Here is a 21526-nt window from a genome sequence, read left to right on the forward strand (position 1 = left end):
CGCTTATCTTAAAGGATTATTCGGTTTTCCGACAGCTTATGCGCAACTTTGTTCCCGCATTTCGTCAGGCAAAGAGCCGCTTTTAGGACAATTAAACACTACGGATTCCACTGATAGTATACCTTGTTTATCGCAGGTAGAATTCCGCCCGAGCATAATCCGGTTTCAGGGCGAAACCGGTCAAACGTACTAACGAACTGGAACTTTATGAGTACAGCAAAACCTGAACGTGAATACTTCCTCGACTCAATCCGGGCGTATCTGATGTTACTGGGGGTGCCGTTTCACGTCTCCCTGATCTACTCGACGCAGAAATGGGCAGTCAACAGCCAGGAAGCCTCGCTGTGGCTGACGCTGTTCAATGATTTTATTCATGCGTTTCGTATGCAGGTGTTTTTCGTCATCTCGGGCTATTTCTCCTACATGCTCTATCTGCGCTACCAGCCGCGACGCTTTCTGAAGGTGCGGCTGGAGCGGGTTGGCATCCCGTTACTGACCGCTATTCCGCTGATTACCCTGCCGCAGTTTTTTATGCTGAAAAACTGGACCAGCAAGCTGGCCGACTGGCCGCGCTTCAGCCGGTATGAAAAATTTAATAACCTGATGTGGGAGCTGATCTCGCACCTGTGGTTTCTGGTGGTGCTGGTGATGCTGACCACGCTGGGGATGGTGACGTTCCGCTGGTTGCGCGATCAGCACCGCAGCATTGATTACAGCCGGGTCGGCTGGGGTTCGCTGGCTGCCGGCGTAACGGCCTGGGCGTTGCTGTGGTGTCTGTTCCGCCGCCTGATCTTTCTGTTCCAGCCAGCCTGGCTGATGGATGGCCTGTTCAGCATTATCGTGATGCAAACCCTCTTCTACCTGCCGTTCTTTATGCTGGGCGCGCTGGCGTGGAAACATCCGCCGCTGAAGCAGTTGTTTGTCCGTTTCAATCCGCTGATGTGGGTCGGCGCGGTGGTGATGTTTATCGCCTACTGCGCTAATCAGCGACTGAGCAGCGGCGAAGGCTGGCTGTATGAGCTGGATGCACTGATTTCAACGCTGATGGGTTTGTGCATGCTGAGCGTCTGCTTCTGCTTTGGCCACAAGCTGCTGAATGCACATTCGCCGCGTATCATGTACCTGGTCAATGCGTCGTTGTTCATCTATCTGGTGCACCATCCGCTGACCCTGCTGTACGGCATCTACGTGACCCCGCGCATCGAAAACAACACGCTGGGCTTCTTCCTGGGCCTGCTGATGGTGTTCGGAATCGCCTTCCTGCTGTATGAGATTCATCTGCGGATACCGCTGCTGCGCTTCCTGTTTTCCGGTAAGTTTGAGCGCAAATAACCTGGCGTCAGGTGATCGATGGGTTTGGCTTCCGTCTGCTGACGAGTTCAGGCGATTGATGGGAGCAGGCCCCCAATAGTGTTAGCCAAAGATAGCTGACAAACATAAAGCGATGGGAACATACGCCAGTAGCAAAGCATAGCGGACCAGGGACAAAAACGCCGGGAGCGTTTTTGAACAACGCAGAGCGTTGGCCCGGCGACGGGCGCACCTCAGGAATGAGGTGCGTAACCATCCGCGCTGAGCCCGCCAGGGGCGGCGGGTTTCGCGTTTTTGCGCACGGCGTAGGCTCCCTGAGCCTGAGCCTGAGCCTGAGCCTGAGCCTGAGCCTGAGCCTGAGCAGCGTCCAGCTTACAGCAGCCACTCAATCGGCAAGCGCCACACCAGCCGCACCTGCAGCCGCTGCCACCACGAGCAGCCGGGCTCGTGCTTATGCACCACCTGCTGCGCTTCATCCGGATACTCCAGCCAGTTGACCCGTCCCCACTTATCCAGCCGCAGCGTCCAGGCACGATCGCGCATCGACAGGCTGAAACGCTGATGGGTTTCCTTCGCCAGCGTCTCGCTCTCAATCACCAGCCCCATTTCGGTATTGAGTACCGCCGAGCGCGGATCAAAGTTGAACGAGCCGATGAACAGCGTTTGCTGATCGACCGAAAAGGTTTTGGCATGCAGGCTTGAGCCGGAATTACCGGTTAAACCGCGGTCGTGAGGCGCATCCTGCAGCGCCGCCTGCGGCTTCAGTTCATAGAGGGCGATGCCGTGCCGCAGCAGCTTCTTGCGCCATTTAGCGTAACCGGCATGCACAATCGACACATCATTGGCGGCCAGCGAGTTGGTCAGAATGGCAATCTTCACCCCTTTGCGCTTCAGCGACAGCAGCTGCGCCACGCCCGCGCGGGTCGGGACAAAATAGGCGGAGATGATGTCAAACTGCCGCTGCGGCGTACCGATCACCTCCAGCATCCGTTGTGGCAACAGCGTTTTCCGACGCGCTTTGCCCAGCCCTTTACGCGGATCGTCACTCAGCAATCGGGTTCTTGCCCAGGTCAGCGCTAACCTGCCCTGCTCCAGCTCCTGGAGCAGTGAAGCGCTTTCAAGGCGCTGCAGATAACGCTGCACCGCCTCGCTGTGACGCCATTCGGCCGGCAGGCTGACGCTGTCTTCGGCTGGCTCATGCTCGTCCAGCACCTGCTGCAGCGGCGAGACCGGTCGGCTGTTCCAGTAGCGCTCAAAATCCTGTGCCACCTCATCGACCACCGGGCCAATCGCCAGCACGTCGAGATCGGCAAACAGCGGCTCATTGCCGGTACCGAAATATTCATCCCCGACATTGCGCCCGCCGACCACCGTGGTGACGCCATCAACGGTGAAGCTTTTATTGTGCATGCGGCGATTCAGCCGGGCGAAGTCGGTCAGGTAGCCCAGCGCCCGCAAGGTGCGAAATGAGAAGGGATTAAACAGCCGCACCGCAATATTGGGGTGACGGTTGAGCTGAGCCAGCGTTTCATCCAGCCCCGGCGTATTATTGTCATCCAGCAGCAGACGAACTTTAACCCCGCGCCGCGCCGCCTCCAGCATTGCGCTGAACAGCAGCCGGCCAGAGAGGTCGTTTTGCCAGATGTAGTACTGAATATCGAGCGAACGCTCCGCTTTTTGCATCAGCAGATAGCGCGCCGCAAAAGCGTCCAGCCCGTCGCTGAGCGGATAAATCCCGCTGAGTCCCGGATGGCGCTGGCACTGCGGCACCAGCTGCGCTTCCAGCCAGCTGGGCTGTTCGGATTGCTGAGACAGCTCAAACGCTTCGGTCATGACCATTCCCTGTAAAATGCAGTTATTTTTATTATTCCCCGGCCCGCGGTCTGACGCTATACGATCCTTCCGACTTCGTAAAAACGCTGCGACAGTTTTTTAGTCTAGACTTAGTCGGACGATCTGTGACCGGCATCGGCCCGGCAGGAGAGGAATATGTCACATCAACCCCTTACAGACGCCCGCCAGCGCCATCATCCCAGTCTGTTCCGCAGTTTTTTCCAGGGCAGTTTTCCCTGTTCCACCGCCTGCCGCACGCCGGGAAAACGACTCGACATGGTGATCAGCAGCGGCCACGATATGCTGCTGGAGAAGGATTACGCCGCCCTGGCAGAACAGCATCTTTTCACCGCGCGTGACGGCGCACGCTGGCACCTGATTGAAAAAATTCCCAATCAGTACGACTGGCAGAGCTTTCTGCCGATGATCGCCGCGGCGCAGCGCCAGAATTTACAGATTATCTGGGAACTGGCGCACTTCGGTTATCCCGATCATCTTAATATCTGGAAAGCGGAATTTGTTGACCATTTTAGCCGTTTCGCCCGCGCGATGGCGCAGCTGATGCGCGATGAGGGCATCGAACAGCCGTTTTTCACACCAGTTAATCAAATCTCTTTCTGGTCGTGGGCCGGTGCCGATGTCGCCTGGTTTAATCCACACGCGGCGGGACGCGGCAAAGAGCTGAAGCGTCAACTGGTTCGCGCCTCGCTGGCGGCCATTCATGCCATTCGTGAGGTCTACCCGGATGCGCGCTTTGTGCTGACCGATCCGCTGGTGCAGATTGCCCATCATGCCGACAATCCGGACAGTAAACCCTACGCCGACGCCCAGCATCAGGCGCAGTTTGAAGCCTGGGACATGCTGGCTGGCCGCCTCGACAAAGAGTTAGGCGGCAGTGAAGATTGTCTCGATATCCTCGGTCTGAATTACTATCCCGATAATCACTGGTTCTTCCCCGATCGGCCGATGTCACTCGACGATCCGGCGCGGGTGCCGCTGCATATTTTGCTGGCACAGTGCTGGCAACGCTTTCAGCGGCCGATGCTGATTGCCGAAACCGGTGCCGAAGGCGAGGCGCGTGCGCCCTGGCTGCAGGAGATCAGTGAGAATGTGGCGGTGGCGCTGGATCAGGGCATTGCGGTGGAGGGAGTGTCGCTCTATCCGGTGGTGGAATACCCGGCCTGGGCTGACGATCGGCGTTCACCCGGCCCGCTGTTCGGCCTGGCCGATCCCAACGGTAACCGTAATCTTCATGAGGCGCTGGCGCTGGTGTTGCGCAGTCAGCAGATCAAATTTACCCGGCGCGATCAGACCGGCTGAGACGGTGGTTTTTTCGGGTAACAGGACTGGACATCAAGGGAAGGATCGGTGGGATGGCGCACATCGGTTAACCAGGTCATGGTGAACAGAAACGTGACGCCAATCAGACAGGCCGCCAGCAGGCCGATAATTGCGATCAGTTTGTCATCTCTGGATTCCATCGCCTTCTCCTTTTCCATTCCCTTGAATTACGCCGGGGTCAGCTCATCCAGAGCGTAATCAACAGGACAAAGATTATAAGCGTAACTGAGGTCACCGCAAGCACCACAATCGCAAAGTGAGCATCGTCGAGCGACTGGCGAATTGGCTCATCCTGATCGTCGGGTGGCGAAGGTAACGACATGGGCTTCCTGTAAAATTCGGTGAACGGGGCAACTATGCAGCGCGTCACAGTGTAGATGAAAGCTTGTTTTTCGTCCGGTTCTTTCGCCCGAAAAAAAAACGGAGCGCGTGCTGCGCTCCGTTATCCTTTCAGCCACGCCGATCAGAAGTCGTAGGTGACCCCGACTTTCAGCGTGCGGCCATCGCCCTGCGACAGATAAGTGCCGGTATCATCAACGTTGGCCCAGTACTTCTCATTGGTCACGTTTTCGACCCCGACGCGCCACACCATCTCATTCTGGTTGAGCCGGGTGCGGTAACGCAGTCCGAGATCCAGTGTGGTATAGCTGTCGATTTTTTTACTGTTCGCCGCATCAGCCCACTGTGAACCGGTATGGGTGATCAGCGCGGTAGCGGTCAACCCGTCCAGCGGTTTGATATCATATTCGGCTCCCAGCGTGTAGTTGTCACGTGGCACCCCCACCGCCTGTTTGCCGTCATAGGTGCCGCCGGAGGTTTTGGTCATCACCGGATCCAGCCAGGTAGCGCTGGCGTTAAGGCGGAAGCCTAATACCGGCTCGCCAAACAGGTTGGTTTCAATGCCGCGATGTCGCTGCTCCCCGTTCATGCCATACGCCCCATCCGCGCCAATCATCCCCGACGGTTTTTTAATCTCAAACAGCGAAAGCGTGCCGCCGATTCGACCGAAATCCCCTTTCACCCCAACTTCATTCTGTTTTGAATGGGCGATGCCGGTGATGGCACCCGGATTGGTTACCGTATCATTACGCGGCGCGACCGCGCCTGGCTGCAGCGCTTCGGTATGGTTGGCATACAGTGAAATCGACTGCCACGGCTTGTAGACCACGCCATAGGTCGGCATCCAGCGGCTATTGGTGTAGCGTGACGCGGTATCCTCTGCGCCACTGTTGTAGTTGTAGTTACGCACCCACACTTTCTGATGGCGCGCGCCGACCGTCAGCAGCAGCGAATCATCAAACAGGCCCAGCGTGTCGCTCAGCAGATAGCCCTGGGTGCGCGAACGTGCAGTGGTCAGCGGATCGGAGAAGTTTCCGCCGGCAAAGTTCGCCGGCGGCGCGGCAACGTCATCCGGATGATAGATGTTGGTGTTCGCACTGGTCAGCGACATGTTGTAGGCATTTTTCGCATTGGTGGTCAGCGCGGAATAACCAACGTTGACCTTGTGCGAAATAAAGCCGGTATCGAAATTGCCGCGCAGCCCGACCATGCCGCTCATGTTGTCCTGCACGCGGTTGGTATTGAAGGTACTGATGGTGGCGTCGCCTTCACGGTTAAGCAGCTTTGGCGTGCCGTAGTTACCGGTTTCATGGGCATGCTGCGCGCCTAAACCGGCATACGCGGTCCAGCGATCGCTGAGATCGTATTCCGCCCGGGCAATACCAAACTCCGACTCCATGTCGCTGTAGACCCATTTCTGGCTGTAGTTGCGCGAGTTGGACGGCACGGCGGGAAGAAAATCGACGCCGCTAATGTTGATGCCCTGCAAACCGTCATGGAAGGTCTTTTTCTGGTAGCCAACATCCAGCGAAGTGCGTAACCGGTCACCGTGGTAGTCGAGACCGATTGAGGCGGCGGTGGTACGCTTTTTCTCATCATCCACCCCGGTTTCACCCTCACGATGCACCAGGTTAACCCGCACGCCAAACTGGTCGTTATCACCAAACCGGCGTCCCGCATCCACCGTTGTGCCAATCTGCGCATCGGAAGTGTAATCCACACCCACTCGCACCTGCGGCGTAGCGCCGGCATGTTTAGGCTCAAGGTTGATAATGCCGCCGACCCCGCTGCTGGCCGCGCCGTTTAGCAGGCTGTTAGCGCCTTTGAAAATTTCGACCCGATCCACCAGCGAGGCATCCATCACCTGACGCGGCACCACGCCCGGCAAGCCGCCATAGGTCATATCATCGCCATCCAGCAGGAAGCCGCGGATACGATAGCTTTCGGCGAAGTTGCCGTAGCCTTTGACGTTCTGCACGCCGGCATCATTCCGCACCACATCAGCGATAGTTTTGGCCTGCTGATCCTCAATCATTTTTGCGGTAAAGCCGATAACGTTGAACGGCACATCCATTGCCTTTTGCTCACCCAGCATGCCAAGCCGGCCGCCGTGGGCAACCTGCCCTTCCAGATAAGCCGGGACCGGTTGATCGCCGCCCGGCGTAAAGTCATCGTCGGCGCTGGCGGTTACCGTCATGGTTTGTCCGCTTTGGCTGGCGTCCTGCGCGGCATCACGCGGAGCGGCAGATGAGGCTGGGGTTGCCGCCATCACGGGCAGACAGCTGGCACCGATCAGCATTGCCAGCAGTGTCGGTTTACATCCTGGGGTTAAAAGGCGCTGACGCATGGTTGTTCCCTGATTTGAATTAGACTGAGAATCATTATTATTGCGGTTTGCGATTATGCGCAGGGTGTTGCCAATTGCAAGCAAAATCAGCAGTCAGCCCAGGCAATAAACAGACGGGAACAGCCGCGGTATGGCGAAGGCAGAATGCCCATGCCCAAGCGGCATGGGCAGCGGATCAGACGCCGCGCCAGCGTTTGAAGATCAGAGAGGTATTGATGCCGCCAAAGGCGAAGTTATTGCTCTGGATGTAGTCAGTCTCAATCTGCCGTGGCTCAGCCATGATGTAATCCAGCGCGCCGCAGCTGTCAGCCGGTTGCGAAAGATTAAGCGTCGGGGCGAACCAGCCCTCACGCATCATCTCAATGCTCATCCACGCCTCCAGCGCGCCACAGGCTCCCAGCGTATGGCCGAAGTAGGATTTCAGTGATGAGATCGGCGTGGTCGCGCCAAACACCGCGGCGGTCGCCAGGCTCTCGGCCATGTCGCCGCGCTCGGTCGCCGTGCCGTGGGCATTGATATAACCGATCTGAGCTGGCTCAATCCCGGCGCTTTGCAGCGCCCGCTCGATGCAGACCTGCATGGTTTCACGCTGCGGCTGGGTGATGTGGGCCGCGTCGCAGTTGGTGTGAAAGCCGGTCAGCTCAGCGTAGATGGTGGCACCACGCGCCTGGGCATGCTCCAGCGATTCGAGGATCAGCGTGCCAGCACCCTCGCCAATCACCAGGCCATCACGCTGTTGATCGAACGGCGCTGGCGTGGTGTGCGGCGCATCATTGCGCTGGCTGGTGGCAAACAGGGTGTCAAACACCGCCGCTTCCGACGGACAAAGCTCTTCCGCCCCGCCCGCGACCATCACCGTCTGGTAACCGTGACGAATGGCCTCCCACGCATAGCCAATCGCCTGGCTGCCGGAGGTGCAGGCGCTGGAGGTGGGGATCACCCGACCGCGCAGGCCGAAAAACAGCCCGGCATTGACGGCGGTGGTGTGCGGCATCATCTGCACATAGGTGGTGCCGGTAATATTGTTGGTATGCTTCTCGGTCAGCATGGTGGCGAACTCACTAACCGGGCCGGTGCTGCCGGTCGAGGAGCCGTAGGCGATACCGCTATCACCGCTGGTTAATACCGGATGATCGATCAGCCCCGCCTGGGTCAGCGCCAGCTCGGTGGCGCGCGTCGCCAGCAGCGAGACGCGGCCCATGGCGCGAATGCGTTTGCGGGTGTAGTGCGCAGGCAGCACAAAGTCATCCACCGGTGCGCCTAATAATGTATGCAGGCCATGATAAATCTGCCATTCCGGCATAAAGCGCACCGCATTGCGGCCAGCGCGAATACGCGCCGAGACCTGCGACCAGCTTTCACCAAAGGCGGTCACGCCGCCCATGCCGGTTACCACTACGCGCTGGATCACAGCATGCCTCCATTAATTGAGATCACCTGTCGGGTCACGTAGCCGGCGATGTCAGACATCAGATAACTGGCCAGCCCGGCCACCTCTTCTGCTCCGCCCATCCGCTTCATCGGAATGATCTTCATCGCTTCATCGATCACCTGCGGTTCCAGTCCCTCCATCCCGGTATCAATCAGGCCTGGGGCGATGCAGTTGACGGTAATCTTGCGTTTCGCCAGTTCGATTGCCAGCGCTTTAGTCGCGCCGATAATGCCAGCTTTGGCCGCGCTGTAGTTGACCTGACCGCGATTGCCCATCATCCCCGACACCGACGAAAGCGTGATGATCCGCCCGCCGCGCCGCAGTCCGATCATCGGCATGACGCAGGGCTGAATCACGTTATAAAAACTGTCGAGGTTGGTGTGAATGACGCTGTCCCATTCATCATCAGTCAGCGCGGGAAATGCTGCGTCACGGCTGATACCGGCGTTGCTGACCACGCCGTAATAGGCACCGTGCTGTTCGATGTCGCTCTCCAGCGCGGCGCGAGCCGCCTTCCGGTCGGCTACATCAAAGCCCAGCAGTCGGCCGCTGCCACCCGCCGCCGTTAGCTGTTGCAGCGTCTGCTCTGCCCCCGCCCGATCGCGGTTAAAATGTACGATGATCTGATAACCATCCCCGGCGAGGCGCAGCGCAATCGCGCGACCAATGCCTTTACTGGCGCCGGTCACCAAAACGGAAGCTGTCATGGCTGTTTTCCTTGTGACATCAGTTGCTGTAACTCTGCTTCATTGGGTTGATATGTGTTGAGACGCCCGCTGGCTAATCGCTGTGCGCCGTGGCAAATTTCGCCCTCAAAACTGCCCATGCGATCGTCGCGCATCAGCAGGGCCATGGTGATATCCAGCGTGGCGTCAGCCGGAAAGCGAGGCTGATGCGCTTTCCAGCCGCGTCCGCCCAGCAGCATACCGGGTGGGATCAGGGTGACGCCGCGCTGGCTGGCGTGCCAGCCCGACCATACGCCAACCGTCTGGGCCATGATTTCGACGCCAAACCACGCCGGTAATTCACCCTGTGGCGTCAGGAACGGCGCCAGTACGCCGGTGCGGCAGGTCGATACCTGACAGTGAACCTGCTCATCAGTTACCGCAATCAGCTGATCAAGCAGCATCATCGGCAAACCGTGCGGCAGCCAGACGGCGGCAGGTGAATTAATCAACATCATGACGTCCTACTATCAGACAGGTGTTATTGCCGCCAAAGGCGAATGAGTTCGAGGCGATCACCGGCCGCTGCAGCGCCTGCGGCTCAGTCAGCAAACCGCAGTCAGGCAGCGTCTCATCCCGCGCGGCACAGCTAAAGTCCTGCGCCGGCAGCAGCAGGTTTTGCTGCAGTATCAGCGCGCTGAGCGCAGCTTCACAGACCCCGGCGGCTCCCAGGGTATGGCCGGTCAGGTGCTTGGTCGAACTGCAGGGCACGCTGTTGCCCGTGACACGCTGGATGACTGCCGCCTCCATCTGATCGTTCAGCGGCGTCGCGGTGCCGTGCAGGTTGATGTAGCCAAGCTGCTGCGGCGTGAGGCCGGCCTGTTGCAGCGCCATGCGCATTGCCCGTTCCGCCCCTTCCCCCTCCGGATGCGGGGCGGACATATGCCAGGCATCCGACGATTCGCCCGCGCCCAGTAGCGCCAGCGGCTGAGGTTCACGCGTCAGCAGCATCAGTGCCGCGCCTTCTCCGATTGAAATCCCATCGCGGTCCCGGCTAAAGGGCGCGCAGCGGCGGCCGGACAGCGAGGCCAGGCTGTCGAATCCATTAATCGGCATCCGGCTCAGCGAATCGGCACCGCCGACCAGCGCCACATCAGCCAGACCGGCGGCAATCAGCCGTTGTCCGCTGATAATGGCGCGGGCGCTGGAGGAACAGGCGGTTGAAATGGTGTAGGCCGGCCCATTGAGCGCCAGATAGTGCGCCAGAAAGCGCGACGGATCGCCCAGCTCCTGCATCTGGTAATGGTACGCAGCCAGTTCGCCACGCACCTGACGATCACCTTCGTCGACGCCGGAGGTGCTGGTGCCCAGTACAATCGCAACCCGCTCGCTGCCGTAACGCGTTATCGCCAGGTCAAGTGCCGGACGGATCTGCGCCAGCGCCGCCAGTAGCAGTTGATTATTACGGGTGTTGTGGGCACTGAACGCCGACGGCACCGCTGGCAGCTCGCCGTCGACCCGGCCGAGCCAGCAGGCTTTGTCGCCGTTCAGCCAGCCGTGACACAGCTGCATACCCGGCGCAACGCCGTTGCTGAGGTTGGCAGCAATCTGTTGGTTGTCATTACCCAGAGCGTTAAGCATGCCCATGGCAGAGATGTAAATCATGAAGCGTCCAGATGTTGAATGCGGATCAGATAGCCAAACGCATGCTGCTGAATAGCGATCGGCTGACGCTGGTTGCCGCGTTGCAGATAATCAATTTCGGTCACCAGCTGGTTATCGGCATCCCTGAGCTGGCGCTTTAACGGCTGATCCTGCAGGGTCCAGCCTGGCGGCAACTGTTTACGCCAGGCCTCAATCGGCCAGTAGCTGAGCATGATGTCCGCCAGCACCTGACTGGCGGGCGGCAGCTGTGGCAATGGCATCAGCTGCTCGGTGTGAATACCCTGGCCATCGTAGCGCAGGCTAAACAGACGAATCCCGACCGACGATAGGCCCGCCAGCTTAATCTGTTGTTGATCGGCGCTCAGCAGTACCAGCAGCGACTGGCTCCGGCCCTTTACCTGACCGGTCAGCAACTGCTGCTGCTGAAAAGCGGGCTGAATGCCGGGCGGCGGCAGCGTGATCTGCACGCCCGGCTTGAGCCAGGCGGTAGGACGGCTGTTGTCCGGTGCCTGCTGCGCGCAGGCAGTCAGCAGCAGGCTGGTCAACAAAATCAGGGCGGCGCGCATCATCGTTTGCTCCTCGATCGGGTGGGTCGCATCGCCAGCGGCGACAGCAAAAAGGCGGTAAAAATGCCGCTGCACAATACCGTACCAAAACTGGCAATCGCACTGGTGCTGCTGAAGACCAGCATGCCCAGAGTTAATAAGGTGGTGATCATCGCCAGCGAGACCGCCAGTAAGGAGGTCAGCGGCGTGCCCTGGGGGTTGCTGAAAAACAGGCTGTAGTTAATTCCAATCCCCAGCACCAGAATCAGCGCCAGTAGCGCAAACAGATTGAGCGAGGCCCCAATCCAGCCGAGCGTCGCCAGTGCCGCCGCCAGCGATAGCAGCGAGGGCAGCGCGCTGCGCAGTCCTGCCCGGAGCCCAAGACGCAGCACAAAACTCAGGGCGATTAGCGCCAGCGCCAGCATCAGCAAGCCACTCAGCAGGGTGCGCCAGAAGCTAAACAGCGTATCGTAACTGGCTTTACGGTCGATCCAGCTCACGCCGGTGTGACGTTGCGCCAGCGCATTGAGCGCGGGGCTGTTTTTTACCCCGCTGGTCGGTATCAGCACACCGCTGCGTCCGTCAGGCAGGGTCAGCCACAACAGACGCCAGCCTTCGCTTAACGGACTGGCGAGCCAGGCTTGTGGCGTAACCGGCATTGCACTGAGATCCGGCGCGGGCAGCGTAATCCCCGCCTGCTGCAGCCGTGTGGCGATAGTCGGCGCCGCCTGACGCAGCAGTTTCAGATCCTGTTGCTGCTGCATCAGCGAACGTAAAGGTAACAGCCGATAGCGCTGCAGCCAGCCCTGCTGCTGCGCCTGTTGCAGATCCGGTGCCAGCCGGGCCAGCCGTTGCAGGGTCTGCTGCGCGTCGTCTCCCCAGACCACAAACCAGGTCTGGTCGGCGCGCTGACCGGTTAAGGCCGCCAGCTGACGATCCTGTTCCAGCAGACGCGCCGGGGCGCTTTGCAGGTGGGCGATATCATCATCAACCCGCAGCTGCGCGATGCCCGTCACGGCAAACACCGCCACGGCCAGCGGTAATCCAACCCGCAATCCGCGCTGACGTCGCCACGCCGCCAGCCAGCGGGCCAGCGGTACCATCAACGGCACCGGACGCACCGGCAAACCGCGCACCAGCCACGGATAGAGCAGGATCACCGTCAGGCAGGAGGCGGTTAAGCCGCTGGCGGCAAACACCGCCAGCTGACGCAGGCCCGGAAACGGGGCCAGCAGCATCAGCAGCCAGGCGATAGCGGTGGTTGCCAGCGCTAACAGTAAGGTGCCGCGCACTTTGTGCAGGCTCTGCCACGGCGTCTGTTCACCGCCGTGAACCATCCGTTCAGTCAGATAGTAGAGCGTGTAATCGGCCGAGATACCGACGATGCTCAGGCTCATTACCAGCGTCATCAGGTGCAGTTCACCGAAACAGATCAGCGTGATGACCGTTCCCGCCATCGCCCCGATCGCGATGGAGGTGATGCACAGCAGCAGCGGCCGCAGCGAACGGAACACCAGCAGCACCAGCAGCAGTACCCCGCCCAGCGTCAGGCTGCCGAGGGTTTTTACGTCGTGCTGCGCGCGCTGGCTGGCGTCATCGCTGAACAGTACCGTGCCGCGGGTCAGTAATTTCGCCTGCGGAAAGCGGCTTTTCAGCTGCTGCTCCAGCGCATTGAGCTGGCTGACCAGCGCGTGACTTTGCTGCAGGCTGAAGGCGTTAGTAGCCAGTTCGCCATGCAGAAAATACCAGCGCTGTCCCTGCCGATCCTGCGCCGTCAGCCAGCCGTTATGGAGCATCATGCGATCGGCATTCTGCTGCAACGCCAGCTGCGATCCGCGCACCAGCATCAGCGGATCGCCCTGCAGCTCTTTGCTGCCGACGCCGGAAAAGGCAGAGAAGAGCTGCGCCAGCTGCCAGTCCGCCTGGGCGTTGCCGCCGTCCTGTAGCCGGTTGCGGGTCGCGTCATCGATCAGGCCGTTACGATGTTGCCAGGCAAAGCGTCCCCACTGTTGCTGCTGCTGCGCATCGAGATCGCCCTGCACCTGTTTCAGTGCCGGCAAGGCGCGCAGTTGTGACAGCCACCATGCCGCCACCTGCGGATCGTCAGTCGGACCCGGTGACACCAGCCACACCAGCTGGCGATCCAGCCGCTGTAAAAAAGCCTGCTGTAGCGCAGGCGGGGCCGCGCCCAGATTCTGCTGCGGCAGCAAGGCCAGCACGCTGCTGTTGAGCTGGCTGCGCGGCAGCAATAGCGTCAGCGCCACCGCCAGCAGCAGGCAGAACGCAATCCACAGTGCGGCCAACCGGCGTGCGTTACGGCCCGGCAAAACGCGCCTGCTCCTCATCGCTTAACTGCGACGGCTCAATCCGGGTATGGCTTAACAGGATCTGCGTCCGATCGCCCTGCTTATCATCAAGGTCGATCCGCTCCAGAAACTCGCTGCCCGCGAGGTCGATGCGGTTGAAAATTTTGTTCAGCGGCGCGGCTTTCGGCGTCAGGCTCAGCGTCCAGTGGCCGTTACCGCCATCGCTGAAATCGACCCGGAAGTTTTCATTCAGCACCTTCTGGTCGGCCTGAAACAGCGCGCGCAGCAAATGGTTAAACTGGAACATCTGCGGATTGCTGTCGGCCGTGATGACCTGCGGCGGCTGACCGCTCAGGCTCTGCACCATGCGCTTATCATCCAGCAGCAGTGTCATCACAAACGGCGTCTGCTGATGCCACCACAGACCCTGTTGGCGGGCGATCAGCATCTGTCCATGCGACACCAGCGGCTGACGCATCCCGGCAATGTTTCGGGTCTGGGTAAAATCGGCACGGATCACCGGCTGGCTGGCAAATCGCTGCTGCAGCTGGTCGAGCGTCACCGCGCTGGCAGCGCTGGCCCACAACAGCAGGCCGGTAAGCATTACTTTTAGCATCCCTTCACTCCTAAACGTTCCAGTAAAATGTCTGGTGAGACAAAGCAGAGCGCCTGGGTCGCCTGCTCCACCGCCACCTGCAGCGTATGTGCTTTGGTGGTGATCTGACCGGCCGCGTTACGGACCTCGTAGTCAATGCGCAGGCGATTTTCATACTCAGTAATGCGCGCGCTGACCGAGATGGTCTCTTCACAGCGCAGCGGCTGACGGTATTTCACCCGGGTATCGACCACCGGCCAGACGTAGCCGCTGGCGGCCATCTCGGCGTAGCTGTAGTTGATGCTGCGCAGTAACGCTTCGCGTGCCTGCTCAAAATAGCGAAAGTAGTTACCGTGCCAGACCACGCCCATCGGGTCGCAGTCGTGAAAGGAGACGGTCAGCGCTATTTCAGCACGATGTTCAGGCATGGTCGGACTCCTTGTGGCAGGTCTGCGAATCAGGCAGCGTCCAGAAATCGAAAAAGTTAAACCAGTCAAGCGGGGCCAGCAGCGCGTAGTGCGCCAGCCGCGCCGCATAGCGATCGACCGCCTGCTGCAGCGCCTGCTGTCGTTGTGCCCGCGGCAGCAGCAGCGGGTCAGCGAACGCTTCGCAATGAATGCGCAATTTACCCTGCTGACGCAGGGCAAACATCAGCAGTACCGGGCAGCGTAAAGCGGCAGCCAGCACAAACGGTCCCTGAGGAAACGGCGCAGCCCGGCCAAGAAACTCACTCCAGATCACCCGGCGTTCGCCACCGCGCTGGCGATTAACCGCGGTGCGATCGCCGACAATCGCCACCCATTCGCCAGCATCCAGCTTTTGCTGCAGCAGAATGGCGGTATCCGGGCCGATATCGCTAACCGGCATCAGGTTTACTCCGGCCTGCGGTGCAATGGTTTCCAGCACCGCGCGAAAGCGCTGAGCATTGTCGGTAAACACCAGCGCATTGATGACCAGCCCGCTCACCTGCTGAGCCATGGCGCGACAGGCTTCAATGTCGCCAAGGTGCGAGGCCAGAATCAGCTTGCCCTGCGGCGACGGCATGCGGATCACCGCTTCGGCACCGGGTGCAAAATCGATATCGCGCCCCCAGTGAAGATCGCCCCGCCAGCTGGCAACTTTATCCAGCATCGCCCCGGCAAAACGCAGAAAATGACGGTAGCTGTTGAGCAGCGCAGGCAGGGAAATCTGCCGCTGCTGCGCAATCAGACGAACCTGGCTTAGCCACTGCTGCGAGGCGCGACGGGCACGCTGTCCACTCAGCCAGTAGACCGCCACCACCGGCCATAACAACAGCATAAACGGCAGGCGGCCGCCGTAGCGATAGACCGCCAGCATCAGACGTAATCCCCACTGCCCGCGGCGTTCCGGTTCGGCCGACCAGTGAGCTGTCTGCCGGCGCATCGCCAGCAGACGCGGGATTCGCGGCAGCATGCCGAAAAAGAGTCGGGTATGCATCCAGGAGATGCGCAGGTTGTCATAGAGCGCATCAAAGTGCGACAAACCACTGGCCGGATAGGTCACCCGGGTGGAAATAAAGCGGCTGCGGGTGCCCTGCCAGTAGAGCCGGACCATGATCTCGGTGTCGAAATCCATTCGCTGGCCGATCGCGCGGCGATCGCACAACGCCAGCGCCGGCGCCAGCGGGTAGACTCGGAAGCCACACATGCTGTCGCGGATCGACAGCGACAGCGTCTCAACCCAGACCCAGAAATGGGTGATGTAGCGGCCATAGAGGCGTGATTTGGGAATCGAATCGTCATACAGCGGCTGACCGGAGATCAGCCAGTCAGGATAGCGCTGCGCTTCGGCCAGCATCAGCGGCAGGTCTTCTGCCTGATGCTGGCCGTCAGCGTCGATCTGTACCGCGTGGGTAAAGCCCCGTGCGGCGGCGGCACGCAGGCCGTGGATCACTGCTGCGCCTTTACCCTGATTGCTGTCGAGACGCAGCACGCTGAGCTGCGGGGCGTGCAGCGTCGCCAGCTGGAGCTGAGTGGCGGCATCGCTGCCGTCATCAACAACGATCACCGGTAAATTAAACGGTGCCAGCCGCGTCAGCACCGAGGCCATCATCGCCCCGTGGTTGTAACACGGGATCACCACGCAGGGAGAGAATGTCGCCCCTAACACAGCGTAATTTTCCCGCTGCTGGCGCTCTGCTCCGTGCCCTCACCCAGCAGACAGTAGCGAAAACTGAGGCGTGATTTTTCCGCATCCCAGTCAAGACGCAGTTGCAGCAGCGAATCGGGCGGCACCGGCTGCTGGAATTTGATGTTATCAATGGCGGCAAACTGTTTGCCGGGCGCCAGAATGCCGACGCCGTAGTGCATAACCCAGTCGAGCTGGGCGACACCGGGCAGAATCGGTAAAGTGGGAAAATGGCCCTGAAACCAGAACAGGCTGGCATCAATCTGTAGCGTCAGCGTGACGCTGTTATCCTGCAGCAGGCGATTGCGTTCAATCGGCAACATCGAAAAGCTCCTCAATTTGCAGCCAGGCGCGTTTGCTTTGGCTGGTCACCGGAATGGCGGCGACCACCCGCCAGTAGCGCGGTATCGCCAGCGGTTCCAGCCACTGCTGCAGCTGTCGTTTCCACTGCTGCTTGTGCTGATGCAGCGCGGCGTCATCCAGCACAGCGTTGAGCGCCACCACCACGCCAATCGCCTGTCGTCCCTGTCGCGTCACCGCCAGCGCCGCCGCATCAGTGATTTCCGGCAGGCTTAACAGACGCCGTTCAACCTCACTCAGCGAGACGCGCTTATCGCCGATTTTGACAATCCGATCGTGGCGTCCCGCCAGCTGAAACTGGCCGTCCGGCTGCATCAGCAGACGATCGTCAAGCCGCCAGCCGTCAGATCCGGCGATCAGCGGCGACCAGACCTGCCAGCGGTCGGGCGTGACGGCTGCCAGTCTGACCTGGGGCATACAGCGCCAGGCCGCGTCGGGCCGGTCAAACTGCCGTGCAGCGATCACCCCGGTTTCGGTGCTGCCGTAAATCTCGCTGACCGGGCAGCCGAATCGTTGCCGGACGCGTGCGGCATCAGACCACGGCAGTGCGCCACCGGCCGAGACGATCAGCGCGCAGTCGGGCGCATCGAGTCCGTCATCCAGCCGGGATAAAAACGCCGGGCTGCTGATAAAGGCGTAGCGCCATTGACGCGTCAGTTGCGCCACCTGTTCGCCATAAAACACCGGCTGCGCGGCAAACGGCAAGCCAAGCGCCATCGGCAAAAAAATGCGAAACGATAAACCATACAGATGCTGATGACTGACCGAGGCGATAATCCGACACTGTTGCAGAGGCGTGCCCCACAGATCGATCAGCCAGCGGGTTTCCTGCTCCATTACCGCTAGTGATTTCACTACCTGACGTGGCGCACCGGTGGAGCCGGAGGTGTAAAGCACCAGCCCGGCCTGCGCCGACAGCGGTGGCAGGATGCCTGGCGCTTCCGCATCGTCGCAGTGCCAGAGCGGCAGGTCGAGGCTCAGCGGCATATCGGCGATAACGCCATCCAGCCGATCGCGCATCTCATTGAGCAGCGCGGCGCGACAGTGCCCCGGCAACACCGGGGTTTTACCGGCGTACCAGCAGGCCAGCAGCGCCACGCAAAAACGGTAGCTGTCATCGAAGCAGAGCGCCCAGCGCATCCCGGGGTCGGCGGCCAGACGCTGACTCAGCGCCCGCACCTGCGCACGCATAGTGCTGAGCATTAACGGCCGATCGCCGCGCCACGCGACTTCGCGTTCGGGCCCGCTCAGCCATTCGGCTACCTTCATGCTTTTCGCCTCACCCGCTGACGCACCAGCCACTCCCCCGCCATCAGGGTGCCGATCAACAGGTAGCTGATCGCGCCGTTCCACAGCGTCCACAGCCGCAGATCGCCCAGCAGGCAGGTCACCAGCGCCATGCTGCCGTTGCCGATAAAAAACAGGCACCACAGTTGGGTAACACGCCGGGTGTAGCGCACCGCCGCGAGCGGCAGATGCGGTTCACGCAGCCGCGCGATGCGTTCCACCAGCGGCATGGCACTCCACAGCGAGGAGCCAAACACCAGCAGCATCGCCAGATTCACCGCCAGCGGATACCACAACAGCAGATGCTGACTGCGCAGTAACTGGCTGCTGATACACAGCAGCGCGCCCGCCAGCGCCAGCCAGCCCATCACGTGACTCAGCGCATTGTGCTGGCGCCGCAGCACCTGCCAGCGCAAGCCAAACAGCAGCGCCAGCAGCCAGAACAGCCCTTGCCAGCGCGGTTGCGTCAGCGCCAGCCAGACCAGCAGCGGCCAGGCCAGCAGAGTGAGCAGATTCAGCAGTCGGAGGGCGGCAAGCACGGCGGATCAGGCGTCTTCGCGCATCAGTTGTTCAACCGCATCCACCACATCCTGCACGGTACGCACCGCGCGGAAGGTTTCCGGTTTAATTTTACGGCCGGTACGTTTCTGCAGGTGAACCACCATATCAACCGCATCAATGCTGTCGAGTTCGAGATCTTCATACAGACGCGCCTCCGGATGAATCTCAGCCGCATCAATTTCAAACAGGCTGGTCAGCAGTGACGCAACTTCCTGGTATATCTGGTCTTGGGTCATCATAATTTTGTCTCAGCGTTCAGGCGCGTTGTTGATCAACAAACGCGGCCAGAGAGGCAACAGAGAAGAAGTGCGCGCGCAGGGTTTCACTCTCGGCGGAGAGGGCCACACCGTAACGATTTTTTACCGCCAGACCGAGTTCAAGCGCATCGATTGAATCCAGCCCCAGCCCCTCGCCAAACAGCGGGGCCTCGGTGTCGATATCATCGGGACGGATATCTTCCAGGTTGAGGGTGTCGATAATCATCTGTTTGATATCGTTGATTAATGAGTCCATACCGGTTTTCGTATTACCTATTCAGGGGAACCAGCGCCTGTTGTAAATGGCGGGTCAGGCGACGCGCGGCCAGCGGCTGTGCATCTTGGTTGCTTTCGCAAAACGACTGGCTGTCGATTCGCGCTTGTACGCGCACGGTAAACAACGGTTTAACCGGCGGAATTTGATACCAGCGGCTCTGTTTATCGAGCATACGCTGGCTACAGGTGATGTGAACCACCCGCAGATCGCACCCGGCACGGACCGCGATATTGGCGGCACCGCGCTGCAACTTCAGCGCCTCGCCATAGCGGGTGCGGGTCCCTTCCGGGAAGATCAGGATGTTGTCGCCGCGCGCCAGCCGTTGCTGGCTGTCAGGCAGTAAGGTTTCGGCTTCGCTATTGATCAGATAATCGGCGGCGCGGATCACACCCCGTAAGAACAGGTTGTTTTGCAGATCGGCTTTCACCAGACAGTCCATCTCCGGCAGCACCGAGGCGATCATCACATAGTCGATCAGCGACGGATGATTGGCGACGATCAGGCAACCGCGATCCTGCTGCAGCAGTTCTGCCCCTTCAATCCGGTAGTCGTAGACGCCGACCCCGCGGCAAAAGCGCAGAAAGCAGCGGAAGCTGCAGGCGATCGCGCGTCGGGCCAGCTGGCGGCGACGCAAGGTGTCGCGCTGCACCAGCAGCAGCAGATTAAAGCCGATCAGCGACAGCAGCAGGCCGCCGAGGCTGAAAAGGGTAAAACTGACCGCCGTCATCACCAGCCGCCAGTAATAGTTGATGCTGCTGCAGCGCGGCTGCGCCGGTTGTGAGCAATCAGCCATGATTTTTCTCCCAGTGCCACTGCAGGCGCTCGCCTGGCAGGCTGAACTGCGTCGATCCAGCGAGAGACTGTTGCAAAAAGCAGAGACTTTGCGGCAACGCGGCGGGGATCATCTCGCCGGGCTGAGGCTGACTGTGGCAGCGCCACTCATCGCCAGCGGCCAGCAGCAGCGCCACCGCATACGGCGCGTTAAGGGGGGTTTCGGCTAACCACGGCAGATAATAATCGGGCAGCAGACCCTCGAAATCGACCAGCAGTACCTGCTGATAGCCCGCCTGATGTAAGGCACTGACTTCAATCAGCCCTTGCTGAAAAGAGTCGATCCCGGCCGCGATGGAGGTCGATACCAGCGGTGCTTTCGCTGCGATAGTGAGGCTGCCAACGGCAGAATTGTGTACCGACATCGCAAAATCAGTGGGCGACAGTGGCTGCTGACTGGCCAGTGCGGTCAGGATACGCAGATTACGCTCCAGCTCGCCGTGACGGCTGGTGAACACCACTGCATCCACCGTCTGACGTGCCAGCAGTGCCAGACCGCACTCAACTGCCGCACGACTGCCGCCGCTCAGACGACGCGCGGTCATCATCGGTAAAAATTGCGGCTTTGCCATGGACTGGTTGGGGTCGATTACCGCGCCCTGTAGCGCCCAGCGTTGCCAGTCATCGTGTCCGGCCAGCCCGGGAGCCAGCGCCTGCCAGTCGACCAGAGAGTAAGCGAGTCTCATTTCAATTTTCTTTTAGCAAAACGGGTGGCGTTGCGTCCATCAGGTCGTCAACGCCTTCCTTGCGTTAGCAAAGATTCATCCCTGAAATATCTGCCGACCCGGCTATTGCCGATCACGGTAGTGGTTTAGCCGGCGATGCAGCAATAGCAGGTCATCTGATTTGTCGGCCGGCAGCGAAAGATCTTTATTTTATTGTTCAATACCGACAGATAAGTGCGACAACGCGCGGCTTATTTTGCCGCCAGCGCTGACAGGCGTAGCTGAATGTCCTGATCGAGGTTGGTGATCCAGCGGTTATAGTTATTGTGGATCTTGCCCTCTCCCGCTTTCAGGTTTTCGCTGCTGAGATAATCGATGCGGTAACTCTGGCTGGTGTAGGAGATGCGAATGTTGGCTGCGAAACCACGCTGTGCCAGTCGACCGTTGATAACACCCGGCGAAACCGGCGTCATCACCCACTTGCGGCTGATGCCCGCTTCGATGATCGCGGTTTTCATCTGATTATCACTATAACGCTGTGAGAGTGTCTGATTCACATTGTGAATCGGCGCAGTGCGGGCACAACCGGTTAATAAAGCTGCGGTCACCACCAGTGTAAAAATTAACTTTTTATTCATCACGATTCCCTTTCATTCCCCTGTGTTATCAGGCGGTTAAAAATACAACTCGCCTGGCGCAGCATAAACAATCCGTGCGCTTTTCCATCTGGCCAGTCTAAAACCCGCGCATGATACCACCTA

General features: G+C 59.9%; 23 protein-coding genes. 2 read left to right on the top strand and 21 right to left on the bottom strand.

Annotated features, from left to right (window positions below; all coding sequences use genetic code 11):
• The first annotated feature begins 207 nt into the window (after nucleotides 1-207).
• Entirely contained in the window at nucleotides 208-1332 is a 1125-nt protein-coding gene (gene mdoC / locus ABIB18_RS00990) for a glucans biosynthesis protein MdoC (RefSeq protein WP_031376536.1), read from the top strand.
• Between the two features lie 351 nt (nucleotides 1333-1683).
• On the opposite strand, the gene ABIB18_RS00995 is transcribed toward mdoC, so the two are convergent.
• Nucleotides 1684-3144: a phospholipase D family protein gene (locus tag ABIB18_RS00995; RefSeq protein ID WP_354473509.1), complete on the bottom strand. Its 1461-nt coding sequence runs from the start codon at nucleotides 3142-3144 to the stop codon at nucleotides 1684-1686.
• A gap of 156 nt (nucleotides 3145-3300) precedes the next feature.
• On the opposite strand from ABIB18_RS00995, the gene ABIB18_RS01000 reads away from it, so the two are divergent.
• Entirely contained in the window at nucleotides 3301-4464 is a 1164-nt protein-coding gene (locus tag ABIB18_RS01000) for a glycoside hydrolase family 1 protein (protein ID WP_031376534.1), read from the top strand.
• Here the strand turns inward: ABIB18_RS01000 and ABIB18_RS01005 are convergent.
• From ABIB18_RS01005 to ABIB18_RS01100, 20 genes are all read right to left on the bottom strand, one after another.
• Nucleotides 4452-4625 carry a hypothetical protein gene (locus tag ABIB18_RS01005; RefSeq protein WP_162836817.1) on the bottom strand — a complete coding sequence of 58 codons (174 nt, stop codon included), beginning with the start codon at nucleotides 4623-4625 and terminating at the stop codon, nucleotides 4452-4454. The genes ABIB18_RS01000 and ABIB18_RS01005 overlap by 13 nt on opposite strands.
• A 38-nt stretch (nucleotides 4626-4663) precedes the next feature.
• Nucleotides 4664-4807 (bottom strand): hypothetical protein, encoded by a 144-nt coding sequence (locus tag ABIB18_RS01010; protein ID WP_167375082.1) that lies wholly within the window; start codon nucleotides 4805-4807, stop codon nucleotides 4664-4666.
• A 141-nt stretch (nucleotides 4808-4948) separates the two neighbouring features.
• Nucleotides 4949-7171: a TonB-dependent receptor gene (locus ABIB18_RS01015; RefSeq protein WP_354473511.1), complete on the bottom strand. Its 2223-nt coding sequence runs from the start codon at nucleotides 7169-7171 to the stop codon at nucleotides 4949-4951.
• Nucleotides 7172-7346: 175 nt separating this feature from the next.
• Nucleotides 7347-8582 (bottom strand): beta-ketoacyl-ACP synthase, encoded by a 1236-nt coding sequence (locus tag ABIB18_RS01020; RefSeq protein ID WP_354473512.1) that lies wholly within the window; start codon nucleotides 8580-8582, stop codon nucleotides 7347-7349.
• Entirely contained in the window at nucleotides 8579-9310 is a 732-nt protein-coding gene (locus ABIB18_RS01025; RefSeq protein WP_354473513.1) for a 3-ketoacyl-ACP reductase FabG2, read from the bottom strand. Before ABIB18_RS01025 ends, ABIB18_RS01020 begins: the two co-directional genes overlap by 4 nt.
• On the bottom strand, nucleotides 9307-9783 hold the full coding sequence (locus tag ABIB18_RS01030; protein ID WP_354473677.1) for a hotdog family protein: 477 nt from the start codon (nucleotides 9781-9783) through the stop codon (nucleotides 9307-9309). The genes ABIB18_RS01025 and ABIB18_RS01030 overlap by 4 nt, the downstream gene beginning before the upstream one ends.
• Nucleotides 9773-10933 carry a beta-ketoacyl-[acyl-carrier-protein] synthase family protein gene (locus ABIB18_RS01035; protein WP_089561055.1) on the bottom strand — a complete coding sequence of 387 codons (1161 nt, stop codon included), beginning with the start codon at nucleotides 10931-10933 and terminating at the stop codon, nucleotides 9773-9775. The genes ABIB18_RS01030 and ABIB18_RS01035 overlap by 11 nt, the downstream gene beginning before the upstream one ends.
• A complete protein-coding gene (locus tag ABIB18_RS01040; RefSeq protein ID WP_031376529.1) occupies nucleotides 10930-11502 on the bottom strand; it encodes a DUF3261 domain-containing protein in 573 nt (190 codons plus the stop codon). Before ABIB18_RS01040 ends, ABIB18_RS01035 begins: the two co-directional genes overlap by 4 nt.
• Nucleotides 11499-13805, bottom strand: a complete 2307-nt coding sequence (locus ABIB18_RS01045; protein WP_354473515.1) for an MMPL family transporter — start codon at nucleotides 13803-13805, stop codon at nucleotides 11499-11501. The genes ABIB18_RS01040 and ABIB18_RS01045 overlap by 4 nt, the downstream gene beginning before the upstream one ends.
• Nucleotides 13792-14400 (bottom strand): LolA family protein, encoded by a 609-nt coding sequence (locus ABIB18_RS01050; RefSeq protein ID WP_069728150.1) that lies wholly within the window; start codon nucleotides 14398-14400, stop codon nucleotides 13792-13794. The genes ABIB18_RS01045 and ABIB18_RS01050 overlap by 14 nt, the downstream gene beginning before the upstream one ends.
• The gene (locus ABIB18_RS01055) at nucleotides 14394-14807 is read right to left on the bottom strand and encodes an acyl-CoA thioesterase (RefSeq protein ID WP_069728149.1); all 414 of its coding nucleotides are present in this window, start codon (nucleotides 14805-14807) and stop codon (nucleotides 14394-14396) included. The genes ABIB18_RS01050 and ABIB18_RS01055 overlap by 7 nt, the downstream gene beginning before the upstream one ends.
• A complete protein-coding gene (locus ABIB18_RS01060) occupies nucleotides 14800-16509 on the bottom strand; it encodes a glycosyltransferase family 2 protein (protein WP_354473516.1) in 1710 nt (569 codons plus the stop codon). The genes ABIB18_RS01055 and ABIB18_RS01060 overlap by 8 nt, the downstream gene beginning before the upstream one ends.
• The gene (locus ABIB18_RS01065) at nucleotides 16503-16850 is read right to left on the bottom strand and encodes a 3-hydroxyacyl-ACP dehydratase FabZ family protein (RefSeq protein WP_354473517.1); all 348 of its coding nucleotides are present in this window, start codon (nucleotides 16848-16850) and stop codon (nucleotides 16503-16505) included. The genes ABIB18_RS01060 and ABIB18_RS01065 overlap by 7 nt, the downstream gene beginning before the upstream one ends.
• Nucleotides 16837-18156: a class I adenylate-forming enzyme family protein gene (locus tag ABIB18_RS01070; protein ID WP_354473518.1), complete on the bottom strand. Its 1320-nt coding sequence runs from the start codon at nucleotides 18154-18156 to the stop codon at nucleotides 16837-16839. Before ABIB18_RS01070 ends, ABIB18_RS01065 begins: the two co-directional genes overlap by 14 nt.
• Entirely contained in the window at nucleotides 18153-18713 is a 561-nt protein-coding gene (locus ABIB18_RS01075; protein ID WP_089561060.1) for a COG4648 family protein, read from the bottom strand. The genes ABIB18_RS01070 and ABIB18_RS01075 overlap by 4 nt, the downstream gene beginning before the upstream one ends.
• Before the next feature lie 6 nt (nucleotides 18714-18719).
• Nucleotides 18720-18974 (bottom strand): acyl carrier protein, encoded by a 255-nt coding sequence (locus tag ABIB18_RS01080; RefSeq protein WP_031377674.1) that lies wholly within the window; start codon nucleotides 18972-18974, stop codon nucleotides 18720-18722.
• Nucleotides 18975-18990: 16 nt separating this feature from the next.
• Entirely contained in the window at nucleotides 18991-19248 is a 258-nt protein-coding gene (locus ABIB18_RS01085) for a phosphopantetheine-binding protein (RefSeq protein WP_031377675.1), read from the bottom strand.
• A gap of 13 nt (nucleotides 19249-19261) precedes the next feature.
• Complete coding sequence (locus ABIB18_RS01090; protein WP_031377676.1) at nucleotides 19262-20062, bottom strand: lysophospholipid acyltransferase family protein; 801 nt, start codon at nucleotides 20060-20062, stop codon at nucleotides 19262-19264.
• The gene (locus tag ABIB18_RS01095) at nucleotides 20055-20786 is read right to left on the bottom strand and encodes a beta-ketoacyl synthase chain length factor (protein ID WP_031377677.1); all 732 of its coding nucleotides are present in this window, start codon (nucleotides 20784-20786) and stop codon (nucleotides 20055-20057) included. The genes ABIB18_RS01090 and ABIB18_RS01095 overlap by 8 nt, the downstream gene beginning before the upstream one ends.
• A gap of 230 nt (nucleotides 20787-21016) precedes the next feature.
• On the bottom strand, nucleotides 21017-21403 hold the full coding sequence (locus tag ABIB18_RS01100) for a hypothetical protein (protein ID WP_031377678.1): 387 nt from the start codon (nucleotides 21401-21403) through the stop codon (nucleotides 21017-21019).
• Between the last annotated feature and the right edge of the window lie 123 nt (nucleotides 21404-21526).

Source organism: Pantoea sp. UYEF8 (assembly GCF_040546285.1).
GTDB classification, from domain to species: Bacteria; Pseudomonadota; Gammaproteobacteria; order Enterobacterales; family Enterobacteriaceae; genus Pantoea; species Pantoea brenneri.

What these genes read in the sequence shown, in the direction of transcription:
- ABIB18_RS01090 (WP_031377676.1), bottom strand. Translation starts at nt 20,062, where the DNA reads ATGGCTGATTGCTCACAACCGGCGCAGCCGCGCTGCAGCAGCATCAAC.
- ABIB18_RS01095 (WP_031377677.1), bottom strand. Translation starts at nt 20,786, where the DNA reads ATGAGACTCGCTTACTCTCTGGTCGACTGGCAGGCGCTGGCTCCCGGG.
- ABIB18_RS01040 (WP_031376529.1), bottom strand. Translation starts at nt 11,502, where the DNA reads ATGATGCGCGCCGCCCTGATTTTGTTGACCAGCCTGCTGCTGACTGCC.
- ABIB18_RS01010 (WP_167375082.1), bottom strand. Translation starts at nt 4,807, where the DNA reads ATGTCGTTACCTTCGCCACCCGACGATCAGGATGAGCCAATTCGCCAG.
- ABIB18_RS01065 (WP_354473517.1), bottom strand. Translation starts at nt 16,850, where the DNA reads ATGTTGCCGATTGAACGCAATCGCCTGCTGCAGGATAACAGCGTCACG.
- ABIB18_RS01100 (WP_031377678.1), bottom strand. Translation starts at nt 21,403, where the DNA reads ATGAATAAAAAGTTAATTTTTACACTGGTGGTGACCGCAGCTTTATTA.
- ABIB18_RS01050 (WP_069728150.1), bottom strand. Translation starts at nt 14,400, where the DNA reads ATGCTAAAAGTAATGCTTACCGGCCTGCTGTTGTGGGCCAGCGCTGCC.
- ABIB18_RS01015 (WP_354473511.1), bottom strand. Translation starts at nt 7,171, where the DNA reads ATGCGTCAGCGCCTTTTAACCCCAGGATGTAAACCGACACTGCTGGCA.
- ABIB18_RS01055 (WP_069728149.1), bottom strand. Translation starts at nt 14,807, where the DNA reads ATGCCTGAACATCGTGCTGAAATAGCGCTGACCGTCTCCTTTCACGAC.
- ABIB18_RS01080 (WP_031377674.1), bottom strand. Translation starts at nt 18,974, where the DNA reads ATGATGACCCAAGACCAGATATACCAGGAAGTTGCGTCACTGCTGACC.
- ABIB18_RS01030 (WP_354473677.1), bottom strand. Translation starts at nt 9,783, where the DNA reads ATGTTGATTAATTCACCTGCCGCCGTCTGGCTGCCGCACGGTTTGCCG.
- ABIB18_RS00995 (WP_354473509.1), bottom strand. Translation starts at nt 3,144, where the DNA reads ATGACCGAAGCGTTTGAGCTGTCTCAGCAATCCGAACAGCCCAGCTGG.
- ABIB18_RS01035 (WP_089561055.1), bottom strand. Translation starts at nt 10,933, where the DNA reads ATGATTTACATCTCTGCCATGGGCATGCTTAACGCTCTGGGTAATGAC.
- ABIB18_RS01005 (WP_162836817.1), bottom strand. Translation starts at nt 4,625, where the DNA reads ATGGAATCCAGAGATGACAAACTGATCGCAATTATCGGCCTGCTGGCG.
- ABIB18_RS01025 (WP_354473513.1), bottom strand. Translation starts at nt 9,310, where the DNA reads ATGACAGCTTCCGTTTTGGTGACCGGCGCCAGTAAAGGCATTGGTCGC.
- ABIB18_RS01000 (WP_031376534.1), top strand. Translation starts at nt 3,301, where the DNA reads ATGTCACATCAACCCCTTACAGACGCCCGCCAGCGCCATCATCCCAGT.
- ABIB18_RS01085 (WP_031377675.1), bottom strand. Translation starts at nt 19,248, where the DNA reads ATGGACTCATTAATCAACGATATCAAACAGATGATTATCGACACCCTC.
- mdoC (WP_031376536.1), top strand. Translation starts at nt 208, where the DNA reads ATGAGTACAGCAAAACCTGAACGTGAATACTTCCTCGACTCAATCCGG.
- ABIB18_RS01070 (WP_354473518.1), bottom strand. Translation starts at nt 18,156, where the DNA reads ATGAAGGTAGCCGAATGGCTGAGCGGGCCCGAACGCGAAGTCGCGTGG.